Source organism: Rhizobium sp. PK7-22 (assembly GCF_056530405.1).
The window spans coordinates 1932086-1947364 of the sequence record NZ_CP096514.1 but is presented as its reverse complement, the minus strand read 5'-3'; the positions used below and the strand labels follow the sequence as shown (position 1 = coordinate 1947364).

Annotated in this window: 19 protein-coding genes; 12 read left to right on the top strand and 7 right to left on the bottom strand. The window is 63.9% G+C overall.

The window, feature by feature from the left end; all coding sequences use genetic code 11:
- Window positions 1–60: 60 nt before the first annotated feature.
- The 4 genes from M1E10_RS14220 (at window position 61) to M1E10_RS14205 (ending at window position 3874) form a co-directional block, all read left to right on the top strand.
- Window positions 61–1947 (top strand): ABCB family ABC transporter ATP-binding protein/permease, encoded by a 1887-nt coding sequence (locus M1E10_RS14220; protein ID WP_499177078.1) that lies wholly within the window; start codon window positions 61–63, stop codon window positions 1945–1947.
- 74 nt (window positions 1948–2021) lie between these two features.
- Window positions 2022–2723: a phosphatidylserine decarboxylase gene (locus M1E10_RS14215; RefSeq protein ID WP_499177077.1), complete on the top strand. Its 702-nt coding sequence runs from the start codon at window positions 2022–2024 to the stop codon at window positions 2721–2723.
- A 15-nt stretch (window positions 2724–2738) separates the two neighbouring features.
- Window positions 2739–3560 (top strand): CDP-alcohol phosphatidyltransferase family protein, encoded by an 822-nt coding sequence (gene pssA, locus M1E10_RS14210; protein ID WP_499177076.1) that lies wholly within the window; start codon window positions 2739–2741, stop codon window positions 3558–3560.
- A 173-nt stretch (window positions 3561–3733) separates the two neighbouring features.
- Window positions 3734–3874, top strand: a complete 141-nt coding sequence (locus M1E10_RS14205) for a hypothetical protein (RefSeq protein WP_499177075.1) — start codon at window positions 3734–3736, stop codon at window positions 3872–3874.
- Window positions 3875–3883: 9 nt separating this feature from the next.
- Here the strand turns inward: M1E10_RS14205 and M1E10_RS14200 are convergent, their stop codons facing one another.
- Genes M1E10_RS14200 through M1E10_RS14190 form a run of 3 tightly spaced genes read right to left on the bottom strand, consistent with a single transcriptional unit; the run spans window position 3884 to window position 5669 of the window.
- Window positions 3884–4501, bottom strand: coding sequence for a LysE/ArgO family amino acid transporter (locus M1E10_RS14200; RefSeq protein WP_499177074.1), 618 nt, complete (start codon window positions 4499–4501; stop codon window positions 3884–3886).
- 33 nt (window positions 4502–4534) lie between these two features.
- A complete protein-coding gene (locus M1E10_RS14195; protein ID WP_499177073.1) occupies window positions 4535–5302 on the bottom strand; it encodes an SOS response-associated peptidase in 768 nt (255 codons plus the stop codon).
- 43 nt (window positions 5303–5345) lie between these two features.
- On the bottom strand, window positions 5346–5669 hold the full coding sequence (locus M1E10_RS14190) for a YnfA family protein (RefSeq protein ID WP_499177072.1): 324 nt from the start codon (window positions 5667–5669) through the stop codon (window positions 5346–5348).
- 51 nt (window positions 5670–5720) lie between these two features.
- Here M1E10_RS14190 and M1E10_RS14185 point away from each other — a divergent pair, with 51 nt between their 5' ends.
- From M1E10_RS14185 to M1E10_RS14150, 8 genes are all read left to right on the top strand, one after another.
- Window positions 5721–6149 (top strand): NUDIX hydrolase, encoded by a 429-nt coding sequence (locus M1E10_RS14185; protein ID WP_499177182.1) that lies wholly within the window; start codon window positions 5721–5723, stop codon window positions 6147–6149.
- Window positions 6150–6163: 14 nt separating this feature from the next.
- Window positions 6164–6595 (top strand): TIGR02301 family protein, encoded by a 432-nt coding sequence (locus M1E10_RS14180; protein ID WP_499177071.1) that lies wholly within the window; start codon window positions 6164–6166, stop codon window positions 6593–6595.
- A gap of 101 nt (window positions 6596–6696) precedes the next feature.
- The gene (locus M1E10_RS14175) at window positions 6697–6954 is read left to right on the top strand and encodes a hypothetical protein (protein WP_499177181.1); all 258 of its coding nucleotides are present in this window, start codon (window positions 6697–6699) and stop codon (window positions 6952–6954) included.
- Between the two features lie 33 nt (window positions 6955–6987).
- On the top strand, window positions 6988–7695 hold the full coding sequence (locus M1E10_RS14170) for a hypothetical protein (protein WP_499177070.1): 708 nt from the start codon (window positions 6988–6990) through the stop codon (window positions 7693–7695).
- 89 nt (window positions 7696–7784) lie between these two features.
- Window positions 7785–8630, top strand: a complete 846-nt coding sequence (ygfZ, locus tag M1E10_RS14165) for a YgfZ/GcvT domain-containing protein (protein ID WP_499177069.1) — start codon at window positions 7785–7787, stop codon at window positions 8628–8630.
- A gap of 32 nt (window positions 8631–8662) precedes the next feature.
- Window positions 8663–9241, top strand: a complete 579-nt coding sequence (locus M1E10_RS14160; protein ID WP_499177180.1) for a YfbR-like 5'-deoxynucleotidase — start codon at window positions 8663–8665, stop codon at window positions 9239–9241.
- Window positions 9238–9762, top strand: a complete 525-nt coding sequence (locus tag M1E10_RS14155; RefSeq protein WP_499177068.1) for a tyrosine phosphatase family protein — start codon at window positions 9238–9240, stop codon at window positions 9760–9762. Before M1E10_RS14160 ends, M1E10_RS14155 begins: the two co-directional genes overlap by 4 nt.
- Before the next feature lie 115 nt (window positions 9763–9877).
- Complete coding sequence (locus tag M1E10_RS14150) at window positions 9878–10771, top strand: mechanosensitive ion channel family protein (RefSeq protein ID WP_499177067.1); 894 nt, start codon at window positions 9878–9880, stop codon at window positions 10769–10771.
- Window positions 10772–10828: 57 nt separating this feature from the next.
- Here M1E10_RS14150 and M1E10_RS14145 read toward each other — a convergent pair whose 3' ends face one another.
- From M1E10_RS14145 to M1E10_RS14130, 4 genes are all read right to left on the bottom strand, one after another.
- Entirely contained in the window at window positions 10829–11650 is an 822-nt protein-coding gene (locus M1E10_RS14145; protein WP_499177066.1) for an ABC transporter permease, read from the bottom strand.
- The gene (locus tag M1E10_RS14140) at window positions 11647–12435 is read right to left on the bottom strand and encodes an ABC transporter ATP-binding protein (RefSeq protein WP_499177065.1); all 789 of its coding nucleotides are present in this window, start codon (window positions 12433–12435) and stop codon (window positions 11647–11649) included. Before M1E10_RS14140 ends, M1E10_RS14145 begins: the two co-directional genes overlap by 4 nt.
- Before the next feature lie 171 nt (window positions 12436–12606).
- Window positions 12607–13635 carry an ABC transporter substrate-binding protein gene (locus tag M1E10_RS14135; RefSeq protein ID WP_499177064.1) on the bottom strand — a complete coding sequence of 343 codons (1029 nt, stop codon included), beginning with the start codon at window positions 13633–13635 and terminating at the stop codon, window positions 12607–12609.
- A gap of 153 nt (window positions 13636–13788) precedes the next feature.
- Window positions 13789–15279, bottom strand: a complete 1491-nt coding sequence (locus M1E10_RS14130) for a sensor histidine kinase (RefSeq protein WP_499177063.1) — start codon at window positions 15277–15279, stop codon at window positions 13789–13791.

The window sequence follows — 15279 nt, the reverse complement described above, 5'->3', positions numbered from 1 at the left end:
TCGGGCGTCAGGGCCTATGTCCGCTGAGGCTCGCTCAAGCCGCGCCTCTCGGAGACCAGCATGACCCCTCGGAAGAAGACCGTCTCGGCGGATTCCAGCAATCCGCTGTCCACCCTCGTCAACCTGTGGCCCTACATGTGGCCGCATGGTCGCGCCGACCTGAAAATGCGGGTGGTCTGGGCAACCTTCTTCCTCTTCGTCGCCAAGCTCGTCCTGCTCGGCGTTCCCTATTTTTTCAAATGGGCAACGGATGCGCTCAACGGCAATGTCGATATGGCGGGTCTGCTGCCGGTCTTCATGCTCGGCGCCGTCGCCCTGGTGATCGCCTATAACCTGACCCGCATCCTGCAGGTGGGCCTCAACCAATTGCGGGACGCGCTGTTTGCAAGCGTCGGACAGCATGCGGTGCGGCAACTCGCCTACAAGACCTTCGTGCACATGCACAAGCTGTCGCTGCGCTTCCACCTGGAGCGCAAGACGGGCGGGCTTTCGCGCATCATCGAGCGCGGCACCAAGGGCATCGAAACGATCGTCCGCTTCACCATCCTCAACTCCGTCCCGACGCTCGTGGAATTCCTGCTGACGGCAGTGATCTTCTGGTACAGCTACGGTTTCAGTTACGTCGCCGTCACGGCGGTCACCGTCGCAGCCTACGTCTGGTTCACCGTGCGGGCGAGCGACTGGCGCATCGCGATCCGCCGGTCGATGAACGACAGCGATACGGATGCCAACACGAAGGCGATCGACTCGCTCCTCAACTTCGAGACCGTCAAATATTTCGGCAACGAGGAGATGGAGGCTCGCCGCTTCGATTCCTCCATGGCGCGCTACGAGAAGTCGGCCACCCAGGTGTGGACCTCGCTCGGCTGGCTGAACTTCGGCCAGGGCGTCATCTTCGGGCTCGGCACGACGGCGATGATGGTGATGTCGGCGCTGGCCGTGCAGCGTGGCGAGCAGACGATCGGCGACTTCGTCTTCGTCAACGCGCTCCTGCTGCAGCTTTCGGTGCCGCTCAACTTCATCGGTTTCGTGTATCGCGAAATCCGCCAGGGCCTCACCGACATCGAGCAGATGTTCGATCTTCTGGAGGTCGAGGCCGAAGTGAAGGACCGTCCGGATGCGACGACCTTGCAGATCCGCCAGGGTGCGATCGCCTTCAAGGACGTGCATTTCGCCTACGACGAGAACCGTCCGATCCTGAAGGGCCTTTCGTTCGAGGTGCCAGCAGGCAAGACGGTGGCGATCGTCGGCCCGTCGGGCGCCGGCAAATCGACGATCTCGCGGCTCCTCTACCGCTTCTACGACATCCAGCAGGGCTCCATCACCATCGACGGCCAGGATGTTCGCGCGGTGACGCAGAAGTCGCTGCGCACGGCGATCGGCATGGTGCCGCAGGACACGGTGCTGTTCAACGACACGATCGCTTACAACATCCGCTACGGCCGGCTTTCGGCAACCGACGAGGAGGTTTCGGCGGCAGCCGAGGTTGCGCAGATCGGCACCTTCCTGCGCAACCTGCCACATGGCTACGAGACGATGGTGGGCGAGCGCGGACTGAAGCTCTCCGGCGGCGAGAAGCAGCGCGTGGCGATTGCCAGGACAATCCTGAAGGCACCGCCGATCCTGATCCTCGACGAGGCGACATCGGCGCTCGACACCACGACCGAGCAGGAGATCCAGTCGGCGCTCGACATCGTGTCGCGCAACCGGACAACACTGGTGATCGCCCACCGGCTGTCCACGGTCATCAGCGCCGACGAGATCATCGTGCTGCGGGACGGCAAGATCGCCGAGCGCGGCACCCACCAGAGCCTGCTGGAGGCCGACGGCCTCTACGCCTCGATGTGGAACCGGCAGCGGGAAGCCACCCAGGCCGAAGAGCAACTGCGCAAAGTGCGCGACAGCGACGACCTCGGCGTCATCATGCGCCTGGCACCCGCCACCTGAGCGACAGGGAACCGCATTGCCCCGGAAACTGTTTGCTAGTAGTCAGCGTTAACTGACAATTCCAGGAGACACCGTTGGTCAATCTGTTCGATACGATCCGTAACACACTCGTGCCCATCCACAAGGAAGGCTACGTGTTCATCGCCGCCTTCTTCGTGGCCTCGCTCATTCTTGGCTGGATCGCCGAGCCGCTGTTCTGGATCGGCCTCGTCCTGACGCTGTGGTGCGCCTACTTCTTCCGCGACCCTGAGCGCGTGGTTCCGCAGGACGACGATCTGGTGCTGAGCCCGGCCGACGGTCGCGTGTCCTCCGTGCAGATGGTCGTGCCGCCGGCAGAAATGAACCTTGGCACGGAGCCCATGCTGCGCATCTCCGTGTTCATGAATGTGTTCGACTGCCACATCAACCGTTCGCCCGTGCGCGGACAGGTCACCACCATCCAGTATCGCTCCGGCCAGTTCGTCAATGCCGAACTGGACAAGGCCAGCGAAGACAACGAGCGCAACGGCTTGGTCATCGAGACGCGCCACGGCAACATCGGCGTCGTCCAGATCGCTGGTCTTGTTGCGCGGCGCATCGTCTGCTGGGTCAAGCCCTCCGAGCCGGTGAACGCCGGCGAGCGCTTCGGCCTCATCCGCTTTGGGTCGCGGCTCGACGTGCTGCTGCCCGCAGGTGCCCAGCCGCGCGTGTCTGTCGGCCAGAGGACCTACGGGGGCGAAACGGTCATCGCAGAGTTCGGCTCCACCAAGGGTCCCACCATCAGCCGCCGCAGCTAACATCAAGGAGACACCATGGAGACGCCAGACACCTCGACAGAGACGGCCCGGCCCGACGACAGCGGCCGTGGTCCGCGGTTGAGGGAGATCCCGATCCGGCTGATGGTCCCGAACCTCATCACGGTGCTGGCGATCTGCGCCGGCCTGACAGGGATCCGCCTCGGCTTCGAGGGCCGCTACGAACTGGCCGTCGCCATGGTGCTGCTGGCTGCCTTCCTCGATGGTATCGATGGGCGCGTCGCGCGGCTTCTTAAGGCGAATTCGAAATTCGGCGTTCAGATGGATTCGCTTGCCGACATCATCAACTTCGGCGTCGCACCCGCCCTCGTCTCCTACGCCTTCCTGCTCGATCACGCCCGCTCCTTTGGTTGGATCGCAGCCCTCATCTATGCCATCGGCGCAGGGCTCCGGCTGGCCCGCTTCAACGTCATGGAGGAGCGCCAGGAGAAGGCTGCCTGGCAGTCCGAGTTCTTCGTCGGCGTGCCGGCACCGCTGGGCGCCGTGCTGGTGCTGCTGCCAGTCTATCTCGGCTTCCTCGGTGTCGAGCCCTCACCCGTCTTCGTCTATGGCAGCGTCACCTACACCGTGCTGATCGGCTATCTTCTGGTAAGCCGTGTGCCGGTTTGGTCCGGCAAGTCCCAGACCAAGGTCCGGCGCGACCTGATGCTACCTATCCTTCTCATCGGCGTGCTCTATGTCGCCCTGTTGATGAGTTATACCTGGCAGGTGCTGGTGATCACGGTTGTCGCCTATCTCGCCTTCCTCCCGTTCAGCGCCCGCCTCTGGCATCGCCGCTACGGCACGCTGATGATCGAGGACGACGAAGCCAACGTCTAGGCTGCAGGGGCCGCTCTCCGCGGCGGAACTGCCACACCACTCAAGGCTTTTTCCGGGTGTGGCCGGCGGCCGAGGGTGATGGCGCCGACCGCCACTATTCCGCCGGTTTTCCAGACGAAAGCCGATTCACCAGTCCATCGACTGTCTGAATCGCCAGCGTGAGGAGAGAACCCGTGACCATCAAGAACAGTGCAGCAGCAGAGCAAACCAAGACCGAACAGCAGGCCCATCCCTACCGTCCGCTCGGCCTGAAGGCCGTCATTGCTGCCGCCCTGATGGTGAAGCCGAAGCAGGCTCTCAAGCCAGCGCGCTGATCAAGGCGCTCAGCCTGCACTGCCAAGACTGACCAGCAGTCCGAGGGCGAGCAGGCTCATCACCACGCCGATGACGATGTCCAGAACCCGCCACGCGGCGGGTTTGGCAAAGAGCGGCGCCAGAAGCCGCGCACCGTATCCAAGCCCGAAGAACCACGCGAAGGACGCGACCGCCGCCCCCATTCCGTAGGCGACCCGCTCCTGGCCCTCGTAGGCGGCCGACAGGCTCCCGAGCAGCACCACCGTATCCAGATAGACATGCGGGTTGAGGAAGGTGAAGGCGAGGCAGGTCGCGATCGCCTGCTTCAGACCCATGCCCTCCATACTTCCCGCCACCATCGCCGCCGGCCGCCAGGCGCGGCGGAACGCCATGGCCCCGTATGTCGCGAGGAATGCCGCGCCGGCCAGGGTGACGCCGGTGATCAGCGTCGGCGAGCGTGAGATGACGGTCCCCAGGCCCGCGACCCCCGCCCCGATCAGCAGAGCATCCGACAGCGCGCAGATCAGGCAGAGCACGAAGACGTGGCGACGGATCAATCCCTGCCGCAGGATGAAGGCGTTCTGGGCACCGATGGCGATGATCAGCGAACCGCCGAGCGCAAAGCCGGAAACTGTTGCAGAAAGCATGACTGTCAGACCCGATGGAATTGCCGGAGGAAATCAGAAGAGCGACATCTGCGGGCTTTCGCCTCGCGATGGCTTTTGAAGAGGTTCAGTGGGTTCAGCGAGAGCAACCGGCTTCTGGACGTCCGGACCCATGTTGGAGACCTTGTTGACGAGATCGGAGACCGGGATTGCCTCAAAGAAATCATCGTCGACGGGCTGCATCAGATCGGCCACCGCGCGCGGCTCCTGGGTCCTGCAGTCCAGCCAGCGGCCGAAGTCTTCCGGTCGGATGACGACCGGCATGCGGTCATGGATGAGGCGGATTGCGGCATTGGCCCGGGTGGTCAGGATGGCTGCAGTGTCCACCTCCGAGCCTTCCGCCGATGCATAGGTCTCCATCAGGCCGCCGAAGGCGAGCAGCCCCCCGGCTTTCGGGCGGATCCAGTAGGCCTGCGGCTTGACGCCCGATTCCTTTGGCGGGCGGCGCCACTCGTAGAAGCCGGAGGCGGGAACGAGGATGCGCCGATGCCGCATCGCCGCCCGGAAGGATGCCTTCTCCGCAGCCGTCTCCGAACGGGCATTGATCAGCAGCGGAAACTCGCCCGGATCCTTTGCCCACCCCGGGATGAAGCCCCAGCGGGCGAGTAACGCGCGCCGCTCGGGCAGATTGCTGCCCGGCCGTTCACGCTCGGAGCCGATGGCAATAAGCACCGGCTGGGTCGGCGCGATGTTGTAGCGGGCCGGGAAGGTATCGATATCGACGACGCTCAGGAAATGCAGGATCTCCTCCGGCGTCGCGGTCAGGGCGTAGCGTCCACACATGCGCCTGTCATCGCACCGGCCTCAGGGTTGGTCAAGAAGGCCGCTAGCCGCGCGGGCCGAAGAGAATCACCGACGCGCCGGCGAGGCAGACGAGACCGCCGCTGATATCCCAGCGGTCCGGCAGCCGTCCCTCCACCAGCCAGAGCCACAGCAGCGAGGCGACGATGTAGATCCCGCCATAGGCGGCATAGGTGCGGCCGGCGGCTTCGCTTGGAACGAGCGCCAGAACGCCGGCAAAGATCGCCAGCGACAGCATGCCGGGCGCCAGCCACCAGACGGGCTTGTCGAGCCGCCACCAGGCCCAGAAGGCGAAACAGCCGGCGATTTCAGCAAGCGCTGCAATCGAGAAGAAGAAATAGGCTTTCATTTTCGCGGCCTGACGTTTGAAACGGAACGCAATCGTTCTACCTTGGCAGCCATGAAAGACCAGATCGTTGAAGCACTTCCTCAACGCGCCTCCTCCGCTATTCTCGAGCGGGAGGGCCGCTTCCTGCTCATTCGAAGGCGCAATCCACCCGCGGCCAATCACTATGCGTTTCCGGGCGGACGGGCTGAAGCGGGCGAGACGCCGGAGCAGACGGCACTGCGGGAGTTCTTCGAGGAAACGGGAATCGCCGCGCATGATCCGCAGCTGTTTGCCACCTATGACCTGAAGTCGGACGGAGACAACGGCGAGGCCGCGAGCCATTTCTTTCTCTCCGTGTTCCGGGTGCAGGCCGATGCGGCGATGGAAGCCATCGCGGCAGATGATGCGGCGGATCAGGGATGGTATACGGTCGAGGAGATTCGCGCCCTTCCGGTGCCGGCAAGCGTGCTGGACTGCGCCGAGCGGCTGATGTCACGTTGAGATCACGAGAAACCATGTCCCCTGCCCTGCGCGCCTATGCCGGTATCGCTCTGCTGCTTGCCCTCGCCGGGCCGCTTGCGGCCCAGGAAACGGCGCCTTCCGGTTCCTCTGCCTCCCCCGCCCCGCCGGTGGAAGAGGCAAAGCCCGCGCCCTACGACGCGCAGCTTGCCAGGCTTTCCGAGATCCTCGGATCGATCCATTACCTGCGCTCGCTGTGCGGAGAAGAGGACGGTGACTGGCGGCAATCGATGCAGGAACTGCTCGATGCAGAGACCGCCAGCGAGCCGCGGCGGCGCGAGCGCTTGACCGCCGCCTTCAATCGCGGCTACCGGTCGTTTGCGTCGGTGCACGCTTCCTGCACAGACGCGGCGCGAACCGCGGAAGAGCGCTACCGTAACGAAGGCGCAACACTCGCTGCCGAAATTGCGGCACGGTTCGGAAATTAGGGCATTATTTACCTCTTTCGCCAGCAAGCCGTGTCGTTTTGGTAAAAGGCTGCTAGAGTCCTTAATAACGCAGTAACCCACGGGTAACCGAGGAAGACATGATGCAGACAGGCCGCAACGAAATCGACGACATGATTGTCCATGAGAAGATGCAGGTGGCCCTGGAATACCAGCACGAAGCCTGGGCCGACGGTGTCGCCGACGGTATCGAGCCTGAAATCATCGCCGATGCCGCGTTTGCTCTGGCGATGCGCGAAACGATTCGCATCCATGGCGAACACGGCGCGGAAGCCATTCTCGAAACCCTTCGCGATCGCATGCTTGCAGGTGAATTTTCTCCGGACCGCATCGTTCAGTGACGTCCGAGGCCTCCTATGCGGGATGCTCCGGACATGAGGACAACGAACAGACGCTTCGCGCCCGCGGTTGCCGCCATTCTGACGGCAACTGTTGCCTCCCTGCCCGAGGCGCTTGCGCTGTCGGAATTCGGCATCGGTGATACGCGGGGCGGTTCAGGCTTCGAGGCCGAGACGCTGGAGAGGCCAGGCGGCCTTCCGATCCCCGAGCCGCTGATCAACCGCAGGCCGGTCGATCGTTCCGAGGAGGCCGACCTTCCTGTCTCAAACCCAGATCCGCAAGACGCCGAGATCATCCTTGATTTGTCAGAGCTTCCGGAACCCGTCCGGCGGATGCGGGAGCTGATCGTCGAGGCTGCAGCCTCCGGCGACTACGAACGCCTGCGTCCGCTTACCGCCCCCGGCCCACGTCAGACCCTGGTGGACAATGGAAACGGCGAGCCGGTTGACGCCATGCGCGGCCTGTCGGGCGATCCGGAGGGATTGGAAATCCTCGCCATCCTCCTCGACATTCTCTCCACCGGCGCGGCGCGGCTGGATGCCGGAACGCCCAACGAAGTCTATGTCTGGCCGTATTTCGCCGGAAAGCCTCTGGCTTCGCTGACGCCCCCGGAGCGGGTGGAGCTGCTGCGCATCGTCACCGCCGGGGACCTCATGGGCATGGAAGAGGGCGGCAACTACAATTTCTACCGGCTCAGCATCACGCCGGACGGGGAATGGAAGTCGCTGACGAGCGGCGATTAGATGGCGACTGGCCGGCGAAGGGCGTCGGCTCTTGCTGCGCTGACGGCAAAGGCCTAACTGATGGCCAGTCACAACATCCGAGTCATGCCATGCCAGCCGCCTATCTTCCAGAGCGACGCTTCGTTTGCGTTTCAGGACCGGACGCAGAGCCGTTCCTGCAGAACCTGATCACGACGGATCTCGCAGCACTTGTCGTCGACGAGGCGCGTCCCGGCGCCCTGCTGACGCCGCAGGGCAAGATCCTGTTCGATTTCACCGTCTGGCGGCACGGCGACGCTCTCGTGCTGGAGACGGAAAGCTCCCAGCAGGATGCGCTGCTGCGCCGCCTGGCGATGTACAAGCTGCGGGCGCCGGTCGAGATTGCGCTCATGCAGGACGAGGGCACCACCGTGAGCTGGGGCGCGCATGCGGATGAGGCGGGACCGGCTGATCTGCGTTTCACGAAGGCGGGCATCCGTCTTGTCCGGCGGCCTGGACCGATTTCTGGCGAAGCACCGGTGGGCGATTACGATGCCCTGCGGATCGAAGCGGGAGTTGCCGTCTCCGGTCTGGACTTCGCACTCCAGGACGCCTTTCCCCATGATGTGCTGATGGATCTGAACGGCGGACTTTCCTTTCGCAAGGGCTGCTATGTGGGGCAGGAAGTGGTCTCGCGCATGCAGCACCGCGGTACGGCCCGGCGGCGGCTGGCCATTATCCGCTCCGACTCCTATCTTCCGACGAGCGGAACGCCGATCACGGCGGGCGGCAAGCCGGTCGGGGCGCTGGGCACAGTTTCCGGGAATGCGGCTCTCGCCATCGTCCGCACCGACCGGGTCGGCGCGGCCCTGGCTGCAGACATCCCGCTGACAGCCGGCGATCTGCCCGTCACTGCAAGCCTCCCCGACTGGACCGGTCTTGGCTTCCCCGCCGGAGACGAAGAGGCCGACGCGTGAGCGCCGCCAAACCGGTTCGCGCCTGGCAGCGCATGCTTTCGGGACGGCGGCTCGACCTGCTCGACCCCTCGCCGCTCGACGTCGAGATCTCCGACATTGCCCACGGGCTTGCCCGCGTCGCGCGCTGGAACGGCCAGACCCGCGGCGACCATGCCTTCTCGGTGGCGCAACACTGCCTGGTGGTGGAGGAGATCTTTCGCCGCTGCAACGACGCCGACCATCAGTGCCTGATGATGGCGCTGCTGCACGATGCACCCGAATATGTGATCGGCGACATGATCTCGCCGTTCAAGTCCGTCGTCGGTGGCGGCTACAAGGCGGTCGAGCACCGGCTGGAGGCGGCCATCCACCTGCGCTTCGGCCTGCCGGCGCATGCCAGCCGCGAGACGAAGGCGCGCATCAAGAAGGCCGATACGGTGGCCGCCTTCTTCGAGGCAACCGTCCTTGCCGGCTTCTCGACCCAGGAGGCGCAGAAGTTCTTCGGACAGCCGCGCGGCATCACGGTCGACATGCTGCCGCTTCAGCCGATGCCCGCCCTGGAGGCGCAGTCGCTGTTCCTGCAGCGGTTCGCGGAGCTGGACGCCGGGCGGGCCTCGGGAGCCCCGACATGAGCGCGATCATCGTCTGTCCGCTCGCCAGCATCGCGGAACTGGCGGTGCGCCACAAGGCAAGCCACATGGTGAGCCTGATGGCGGAGAAGCACGAGTTTCACCGGCCGGGCCTCGTGCCGGCCGCGCAGCACCTCACCTTGCGGATGAACGACATCGCCTTTGCCGGCACCGGTGACCTGATCGCGCCCGCCGAAAGCCATGTGGAGCAGCTGATCGACTTCGCGCGGCAGTGGGACAGGGTGGCGCCGATGGTGATCCATTGCTGGATGGGCGTGTCGCGCTCGCCCGCGGCGGCCGTGATCGCGTCGCTCGCCGTCGATCCGGATGAGGACGAGTTTGCCTTGGCGCAGCGGCTTCGGAGCGTTGCGCCGCATGCGACGCCCAACAGCCGCCTCATCGAGTTCGGCGACAGGCTGCTCGGGCGGGAGGGGCGGCTTGTGGCGGCCATCCGGGAGATCGGCCGCGGCGCCGAAACCGACGGCCGCGCCTCCTTCGTTCTGCCGCTTTGCAGATCCCGGTAATAACCAGTGGATTCAGGTAGTTAAGAATAGTCTCTCGAAGTTCGCCTCGGTTCCTTGACCTATTCCCCTCTTGCGCCAATTACCCCTTCGGCTGGGTGAAGGAGTATTGATACGCATGGAACAGGCATCCGATATCGTGGTCGCAAGTCGCGCCGCCCTTGCCCAACTTGCAGCACTCGCCGTCCAGTATTCGTTTTCAATCGTCGGCGCGCTCTTGCTTCTCGCGATCGGGTGGATTGCATCGGGCCTCTTGAGCCGCTGGGCCAAGCGCGGGCTTTCGCGCATCCACGGCATCGATGCGACGCTGGCGCAGTTCTTCTCCAATGTGATCCGCTACGCCATCCTCGTCATCGTCATGGTCATGGTGCTGGGACAGTTCGGCGTGCAGACGGCATCGATCCTCGCAGCTCTCGGCGCGATCGGTCTGGCCATCGGTCTCGCGCTGCAGGGCACGCTGCAGAACATCGCCGCCGGCATCATGCTGCTGGTGCTCCGGCCGTTCCGGGTCGGGGAATATATCGACACCGGTGACATCAATGGCATCGTCCAGGATATCGGTCTGTTTGCAACCGAGCTTAAGACCTATGACGGCCTCTACCGACTGGCGCCCAATTCACTCCTCTGGAACGTGCCGGTCACCAACTACAGCCGGCTGTCGACCCGCATGCACGACTTCAAGGTCGGGATCGCCTACGAGGACGACATCGACAAGGCAATCAGCATCATGCTGGCGATCGTCAATGGCGACGAGCGGGTGCTGAAGTCCCCCGAACCGACTTGCTTCGTCATGGAACTCGCAGACAGCTCGGTCGTACTCGCTCTTCGTTACTGGGCCAACAGTTCGGTCTGGTGGAATACGAGCCGTGACGTGACCAAAGCCGTGAAAGAGGCCTTCGACTCTCAGGGCATTTCCATCCCCTACCCTCAGGTGACCTACCACGCTCCCTCCAGCGATAGCGGACCTCCGGCCCTTCGGTCGCCGGATGAGCCGGAGGCTGCGCGCACCTGAGGTAAGGATGCGGCGGAGCGGCTGCACGAGGCGTTCGCTCCGCCGCCATGTCATCGATCAGTTGGCCATCGTCGACCGATGCGCCCAGCCGGTCATGCGCTTCTCGATCCAGGCCATCAGCGCGTACATGGCAATCCCCTCGATCGCCAGCATCAGCAGGCCCGCAAAGACCAGCGGCACGTTGAATTGGCTCTGGGCCGAACTCATCATGTTGCCGAGCCCGTAGTTCGACGCCACCGTCTCGCTGAGCACCGAGCCGACGAAGGCGAGCGTGATGGCGATCTTCAGCGAGCCGAAGAAGTAGGGCATCGAGCGCGGGATGCCGACCTTCAGCATGATGTCGATCTTGCGCGCGCCGAGCGCCCGCAGCACGTCCTCCGTCTCCGGCTCGATGGTCGCGAGACCCGTCGCGACGTTCACCACGATCGGGAAGAAGGAGATCAGGAAGGCGGTGATGACGGCGGGAATGGTGCCGATGCCGAACCAGATCACCAGAATCGGCACGACGGCCACCTTGGGGATGGCGTTGAAACCGATCATCAGCGGATAGAGGCCCGCATAGATCGTCTTCGACCAGCCGATGAAGAGGCCGATGGCCAATCCGCCGATGACCGCCAGACCGAAGCCGAGCGTGGTGGTGAAGAGCGTCTGCAGCGAATTCTTCCAGATTGGCGACCAGTACTGCACGATGGCCTGGAAGATGCGGCTCGGCGCCGGCAGGACGGTGACCGGCGTGTCGAGCGCAACGACCAGCAGTTCCCAGATCAGGAACAGGCCGATGGTGTAGAGCCAGGGTGCTGCCCTGACCCAGTTGATGCGGGCAGCCGGCGGCTTGGCGGCGGCGACGGCGATCGGTGCGTTCTCCGGTACGACCGTCATGCGACCATCCTCGCGGTGGCGATCTCGCCATGCAGTTGCTGGACGAGATCGTTGAATTCCTTCTGATACATGAGATCGAGCTGCCGGGGACGGGCAAAGGGCACGCGGTGTTCGCGGACGATTCTGCCCGGGCGGGCGCTCATCACGAAGATCTTGTCGGCCAGGAACGACGCTTCCCGAAGGTCGTGGGTAACGAGCACGATGGTCACGCCCTGGGCCGCATGCAGGTCGCGGATGACGCACCACAGTTCCTCGCGGGTGAAGGCATCCAGGGCGCCGAAGGGCTCGTCGAGCATCAGCAGCTCCGGCTGGTGGATCAGCGCGCGGCAGAGGTTGGCGCGCTGCTGCATGCCGCCGGATAGCTGCCAGGGAAACTTCGAGCCGAAGCCCTTCAACCCGACCGTCTCGAGCAGGTTCTCGGCCTGCTCGACATATTCCTTCTTGTTGGCGCGCAGCCGGTGGCGATGCTTCTCGACGATCTCGAGCGGCAGCAGGATGTTTTCCAGCGTCGTGCGCCACGGCAGCATGGTCGGGTTCTGGAAGGCCATGCCGACGATCGACACCGGCTTGGTAACCTGCTGTCCAGCGACGATCACGGTTCCCGCCTGCGGGATGTGGAGGCCGGTGACGAGTTTCATCAAGGTCGACTTGCCGCAGCCGGACGGCCCGACGACTGCGGCGAAATCGCCCTTGTCGACCCGCATGGTGAGGCCGGAGACGGCAAGCGTGCCATCGGCGCCGCCGTAGCGCATGTAGACGTCATCGATGGAAACGAGATGGGACATGGAAGTCTCCGTGAGGCTGCGGATATCTCTTCTCCCCATCGGGGAGAAGTGCCGAGCGTATGCGAGGCGATGAGGGGGCGCGCAGCGCGCGTTGCGCGAAGGCTGCAGACTGCGCTTCGCCCCCTCATCCGGTCCTACGGACCACCTTCTCCCCGATGGGGAGAAGGGAGATCAGGGCAGCATGCGTTCTTCCTTGGGCGGCAGGAAGCTTGCGTCAAACACCTGTTCGGCCGCAACGGCACCCTTCAGGCCCATGGACACTTTCAGTGTTTCGATGGATGCCGCAAGCCGCTCCATGTCGACGCCGCCGAAGCCGTTGTCTACGACATAGGGGGTCTTGATGTTCATCGCATTGGCCATGGTCAGGCGCTCGACCTCGATGTCGGTGTTGAGCGTCTCGTTACGCTTCAGGACGGCGGCGACGCCTTCTTCCGGATCGGCAACCGCATCGGCAAAGCCCTTGGCGAGCGCCTTCAGGAAGCCCTTGACGGCCTCCGGGTTCTCGGCGGCGAAATCGGAGTTCACCAGCACCGAGTTGCCGTAGAGGTTGAGGCCGTTTTCCGCCATCAGGATAGTGGCGATGTCGTCGTCGGCGATACCCTGCGCCTTGAGGTTCAGGATGACGGAGAAGGCAAAGCCGAAGACGGCGTCAACATCGCCCTTGGCCAGCATCGGCTCGCGGACCGGGAAGCCGATCGATTCGATGGTGATGCTGCTGTCGTCGATCCCGGCGACTTCCTTGAAGGCCTTCCACTGGGCGAAGGCACCGTCCGGCGGCGGCGCGCCGAGCTTCTTGCCTTCCAGCGACTTCGGGTCCTGGGTGACGCCCAGCGACTTGCGACCGACGACCGCAAACGTGGGGCGCTCGTAGACCATCATGACGGCCTTGACCTTCTGGGCCGGATCCTCGTCGAGGAACTTGATCAGCGAGTTGATGTCGCCGAAGCCCATCTGGTAGGTGCCGGTGGCGACGCGCGGAATGGCCTCGACCGAGCCGTTGCCGCTGTCGATCGTGACGTCGAGGCCTTCGTCCTTGAAGTAACCCTTGTCGAGGGCAAGCAGGAAGCCGGCGGCAGGCCCCTCGAACTTCCAGTCGAGGGTGAACTTGATCGACGTATCTGCCAGTGCCGGCATTGAAAATCCGGTTGTGGCAACCAGCGCGGCGGCGGCCAGCTTGGCCAGATGTCTGCGCGTAAACATGTTCGAGATCCCCCTTTTATGGTTTTGAATGTCCTATTCAAAACCCCATTTGCGGGGACCACGCAAGCACAATCTGCACACATTTCTGGCAACAATTATACCTGCTCAATTTCAGGGCATGAAGCTGCACAGGAATAAGCAATGCCCTAATTTCTAGGCATTCGCCTCGTCAACGACGTCTTCGATCGGCACCCGGATGAAGCAGCGGACGCCGTCCGGAGCATAGTCGAGGTCGGCGCCACCGTTCTGCATGTACTGCATGCTGCGGGTGATCACCGTCTGGCCGAAGCCCTTGCGCGTGGGGGTGGCGACCTTCGGTCCGCCGACTTCCAGCCAGTCCATCCGCAGGAAGTCTTCACCCTCTCGAAGCGAGACCCTCACCTCGACCTTTCCCTGCTCGACCGACAGGGCACCGTATTTGGCCGCATTCGTTGCCAGTTCGTGGACGACCAGGCCAAGCGCAATCGCCGCCCGCGGGGTGATCAGCGCATCGACACCCTCGACCTGCAGACGCGACCGTGACCGGCCGATGAAGGGCTCGATTTCGGCGGCGATCACTTCCGACACGGAGATCGACGACCAGGATCGGTCGGCCAGAAGGTTATGGGTTGCGGCAAGTGCCTGGATGCGGCCGGAGAAGGCTGACTGGAAGCCCTGTACGGTGTCCTCGGTCGAGGCTGTGCGCTTGCTGATCGACAGGACCAGCGCCAGGGTGTTCTTGACCCGGTGATCGAGCTCGCCCATCAGCAGCAGCTGCTGCTTTTCGGCGGCCTTGCGCTGCGACAGGTCCACCATGGTGATGACGCAGCCACTGGCCTTGTCGCTCCCGACCCGCAGCGGTGCGGCCGACATCAGGAGATCCTTGACGCGCGGGGCCTCGGGCGCGGTCGCCTCAATGCCCTGGACCGAGGTGCCGCCGACGGCGAGCGCCACGAGGTCGCTTGCCTGCAGCAGGCCGGTCGTCTCCAGGAGGACCAGCGGGATCACATCCTCGAAGCGCTTACCGACCGGATTGCCGGCGTAAATGCCGGCAACTGCGGCATTGGCATGGGTGACGACACCATCAAGATCACAGACGACGACGGCTTCGTTGGCCGAGGCTATGATGGAATGGGCCGCACGCTCGGATGCCTCTGCGGCAGCGCCGCGCACGCGGGCGGTGATATCGGTGAAGGTGACCGCCAGACCGGTATCAAGACCGATTCGAAGCGGCGCTGCCGTCACCTGAAGATGGAGATCCTGTGATCCGCCCACCAACCGGATTTCGGCTGTCCTCTTTGCGTCACCGGCCTGCCGGATCAGATCGGTCACGATCTCCCGGCTCTGCTCGTCCAGCGCGCCCTGAAGGTCAGCGGCCTGAACGACACCGATGCCAAGCCCGAAGAGCTCGCGAAGGGCCTTGTTGGCGTACAGCAGACGGCTGTTGCTATCGAAAGCGGCAGCGCCAAGGTCCATGGCTTCCATGAATGCATGGTAGGATGCCGTCCCACCCTCGAGGGTGAAAACCTCTTCCTGCTGATGCGATGGTCTGACCACCAGTGCATCCACCTCGCCCTCCTGAATCGCACGAAGGGTCTCCTCCGCTTCTTCAAGCCGGAGGCGCAGTTCGGAAACGGAGGTTTCGCCTTTGGTCGGGTTGTTCAC

Coding starts and splice junctions, on each gene's coding strand:
- M1E10_RS14180 (WP_499177071.1), top strand. CDS start 6,164: ATGTCCCCTGCCCTGCGCGCCTATGCCGGTATCGCTCTGCTGCTTGCC.
- M1E10_RS14175 (WP_499177181.1), top strand. CDS start 6,697: ATGCAGACAGGCCGCAACGAAATCGACGACATGATTGTCCATGAGAAG.
- M1E10_RS14200 (WP_499177074.1), bottom strand. CDS start 4,501: ATGCTTTCTGCAACAGTTTCCGGCTTTGCGCTCGGCGGTTCGCTGATC.
- M1E10_RS14150 (WP_499177067.1), top strand. CDS start 9,878: ATGGAACAGGCATCCGATATCGTGGTCGCAAGTCGCGCCGCCCTTGCC.
- M1E10_RS14190 (WP_499177072.1), bottom strand. CDS start 5,669: ATGAAAGCCTATTTCTTCTTCTCGATTGCAGCGCTTGCTGAAATCGCC.
- M1E10_RS14195 (WP_499177073.1), bottom strand. CDS start 5,302: ATGTGTGGACGCTACGCCCTGACCGCGACGCCGGAGGAGATCCTGCAT.
- ygfZ (WP_499177069.1), top strand. CDS start 7,785: ATGCCAGCCGCCTATCTTCCAGAGCGACGCTTCGTTTGCGTTTCAGGA.
- M1E10_RS14155 (WP_499177068.1), top strand. CDS start 9,238: ATGAGCGCGATCATCGTCTGTCCGCTCGCCAGCATCGCGGAACTGGCG.
- pssA (WP_499177076.1), top strand. CDS start 2,739: ATGGAGACGCCAGACACCTCGACAGAGACGGCCCGGCCCGACGACAGC.
- M1E10_RS14135 (WP_499177064.1), bottom strand. CDS start 13,635: ATGTTTACGCGCAGACATCTGGCCAAGCTGGCCGCCGCCGCGCTGGTT.
- M1E10_RS14145 (WP_499177066.1), bottom strand. CDS start 11,650: ATGACGGTCGTACCGGAGAACGCACCGATCGCCGTCGCCGCCGCCAAG.
- M1E10_RS14220 (WP_499177078.1), top strand. CDS start 61: ATGACCCCTCGGAAGAAGACCGTCTCGGCGGATTCCAGCAATCCGCTG.
- M1E10_RS14160 (WP_499177180.1), top strand. CDS start 8,663: ATGCTTTCGGGACGGCGGCTCGACCTGCTCGACCCCTCGCCGCTCGAC.
- M1E10_RS14140 (WP_499177065.1), bottom strand. CDS start 12,435: ATGTCCCATCTCGTTTCCATCGATGACGTCTACATGCGCTACGGCGGC.
- M1E10_RS14185 (WP_499177182.1), top strand. CDS start 5,721: ATGAAAGACCAGATCGTTGAAGCACTTCCTCAACGCGCCTCCTCCGCT.
- M1E10_RS14170 (WP_499177070.1), top strand. CDS start 6,988: ATGAGGACAACGAACAGACGCTTCGCGCCCGCGGTTGCCGCCATTCTG.